This is a genomic window from Tabrizicola soli, from assembly GCF_015999335.1.
GTDB classification, from domain to species: Bacteria; Pseudomonadota; Alphaproteobacteria; order Rhodobacterales; family Rhodobacteraceae; genus Tabrizicola; species Tabrizicola soli.
Genome location: NZ_JAEACP010000051.1, coordinates 1 through 1,897, shown reverse-complemented (window position 1 = coordinate 1,897; position 1,897 = coordinate 1). Strand labels below are relative to the sequence as shown.

The following is a 1,897-nucleotide window of genomic DNA, read 5'->3' as shown; positions in this document are numbered from 1 at the left end:
CTTCAGCAAGCTCAAGCAGTTCCGAAAGATCGCAACCAGATACGAAAAAACCGCGACCAACTACCTGGCCGCCGTCCTTCTCGTCTGCTCAAGACTATGGACCCGCGCTTATGAGTCCGCAGCCTAGGCCCTTCGACGGTTCTACTGCGTCGCCCAAGATCGTGCGCGCATGGGTGTCTTCGCCGGTGTTTGCATCACGGTGCTGGAACGTCAGGCGAAAATCAGGGCGGCGGCCGTTCGGAAGGACAGGTTGGACCTCGAGACATGCTGTCATGGCCACATCCGACCGCTCGAAGCTAAGTTCGAATGGGGCGAGCACACCACAGGTTCCTTCGATGACGCGGTCCAGCCAGTCCGGCTCGGGCGTGAAGTCGAAGGTGTCGACGAGCAAGGAAATCAGGCGTACTAGGCACCAGCGTTCGTAGATCGCGCTGGCGTGCAGAATGCCGATGCGATCGATCCGGTCGATCTCCGGACCGCCGACACCGACTTTTCCGGCAAGCTCCTGAACGCGATTGAAGGCGGCTAGGACCGAGGAATAGGCGGCACTTTGCACGAAGCGCATGCCCATAGGGAGCGCGGAGCTGCTTGCCACACCGAGCGCTGACCACCGCATCTCCTGCGACCTAAGGTCTTCACCGGTGCAGCAGAGCGATGCTGCAGCCGATCTGGAAAGCTCTGCGCGCTGCTCCAATTGCGATGCGCGCCGATCACTGCTTCGCGCTTCCAGTCGGCGTTCTTCGAGTTCCGTGCGAGTCAGCTTTCTTGTCCAGCCGTTCTGCTCGTACCATGCCTTCAAGGCCGCCTTTTTCTCGAGGCCTGGGGCCCGGACCCTCATGCGGCACACCTCCTCGAGCTTCAGGAGCCTCATGGATCCCGTCTGGCCATGACGCCTGACCAGCCCGATGCCCGAGAACTCGAAGAGCCGGGAGGACTTGTTCAAATACTTCGAGGCTTCGGCGACCAAGCGAAAAGGTTCTTCGGGCAATTGCACGATGTTGCTTCTTATCCCCAGCTTTTCATCTTGCCGAGGGTCGGCGTCCAGTCGCTTGTAGAACTGGGCTCGTTCTAGATAGCGATAGGGGTTCTCCAGCTTGATTTCATAGTCGCCGATCTCGTCGCGATGCGACGCCCCGAGGCTGGTCCACCCGTTCACGGCAGCAATCGTGGCCTCCATTTCGGCAAGCTGGTTTCCGAAGATCTCGGGATCCACCGGTTCACTCTCGGCCTCGAGGAGGGTCTTTGCATGCTCATAAGCCCGTTCCGACCTTGCGGAGAGCTGACGTGACTGGGCCTCTGATGCGCTGGCGATCCGCGACGAAAGCCGTGCACAGTATTGAACCATGTGGTGCACGAAACGATTGTCCGGGATGTCGATGGTCTCTTCGGCGCCGCGCCCGGGATAGCTTCGCCACGATGGTCGCCGCAGGACTTCTCGAAAAGTCCGGTTGTTTGGTCGGAGTCGCTCGGTGGGCTGAAGTTCTTCAATTTCGGTCAAAAGTCGCGCGGGGTTGCCCAGCACGTGGCGCGCCGCTTGGGCAAAGTGGGACAAGGCCTCGACCAAGTCCGTGGATTCTGATCTGATGACGCCACCGGTCGCCGTGCTTTGGCGGTTGAGGGCAAGCGTGATCAGTTCATCACGAAAATCCGCGAGGTAGTCCTCGGCTTCGGTGCGTCCGAGGTCGAGGGAGACGTTCACTAGGCTCCAGACTCATTGATCGTCAAAGCCAGAACATGACGGTTGCGGCGAGAGCGACGGCGGACAGGAAGGTCGTGGCGCATCTGTCGTAGCGTGTGGCGATGCGGCGCCAGTCCTTCAATCTGCCGAACATGATCTCAATCCGGTGGCGGCGGCGATAGCGCCGCTTGTCGTATCGAACTGGCTTGCCGCGGGACT

Annotated in this window: 2 protein-coding genes and 1 pseudogene; 1 reads left to right on the top strand and 2 read right to left on the bottom strand. The window is 60.3% G+C overall.

What is annotated here, in order from left to right; all coding sequences use genetic code 11:
* Positions 1–127: pseudogene (locus I7S92_RS22955) on the top strand (IS5/IS1182 family transposase); the annotation flags it as partial.
* Here I7S92_RS22955 and I7S92_RS22950 read toward each other — a convergent pair.
* Entirely contained in the window at positions 95–1,699 is a 1,605-nt protein-coding gene (locus I7S92_RS22950) for a DUF2357 domain-containing protein (protein WP_197647812.1), read from the bottom strand. The pseudogene I7S92_RS22955 and the gene I7S92_RS22950 sit on opposite strands and share 33 nt — an antisense overlap.
* 22 nt (positions 1,700–1,721) lie before the next feature.
* Positions 1,722–1,897: transposase (locus I7S92_RS22945; protein ID WP_197647634.1), on the bottom strand; the 176-nt coding region annotated here is incomplete at its 5' end.